1 protein-coding gene is annotated in these 339 nt (G+C 66.1%); it reads left to right on the forward strand.

Annotation, left to right across the window (positions count from 1 at the left end):
- Positions 1-59 precede the first annotated feature (59 nt).
- Positions 60-339, forward strand: a 280-nt coding sequence (locus tag KI686_RS16030; protein WP_368735877.1) for a DUF6766 family protein, incomplete at its 3' end; no start/stop codon positions are given.

Below are 339 nucleotides of genomic sequence, written 5' to 3' on the forward strand. Positions count from 1 at the left end.
TGGATGACGGTGACCTTCGGGGGTCTCGCGGTGATGTTCGCGGTCATCATCGGAGGTCGATGACCATGCGGCGGATGCTGCGCGACAACGCGCTGGTGCTGTTCTTCCTGCTGCTGTTCCTGCTGGCGCTCGGCGGCCAGGCCGTCGCCGGGTACTTCCGGCAGGTGGAGGAGATGACGGAGCACGGACGAATGCCCGCCGACTTCTTCGGGTTCGTGCTCTCACCCGACTTCGTGGTGGACGTGGCGGAGAACTGGCAGTCGGAGTTCCTCGCGGTCGGCACGATGGTCGCGTTCTCGATCTATCTCCGCCAGCGCGGCTCGGCGGAGTCCAAGCCGG

The sequence above is a fragment of the Polaribacter sargassicola genome, from assembly GCF_021991835.1.
Classification (GTDB): Bacteria; Bacteroidota; Bacteroidia; order Flavobacteriales; family Flavobacteriaceae; genus Polaribacter; species Polaribacter sargassicola.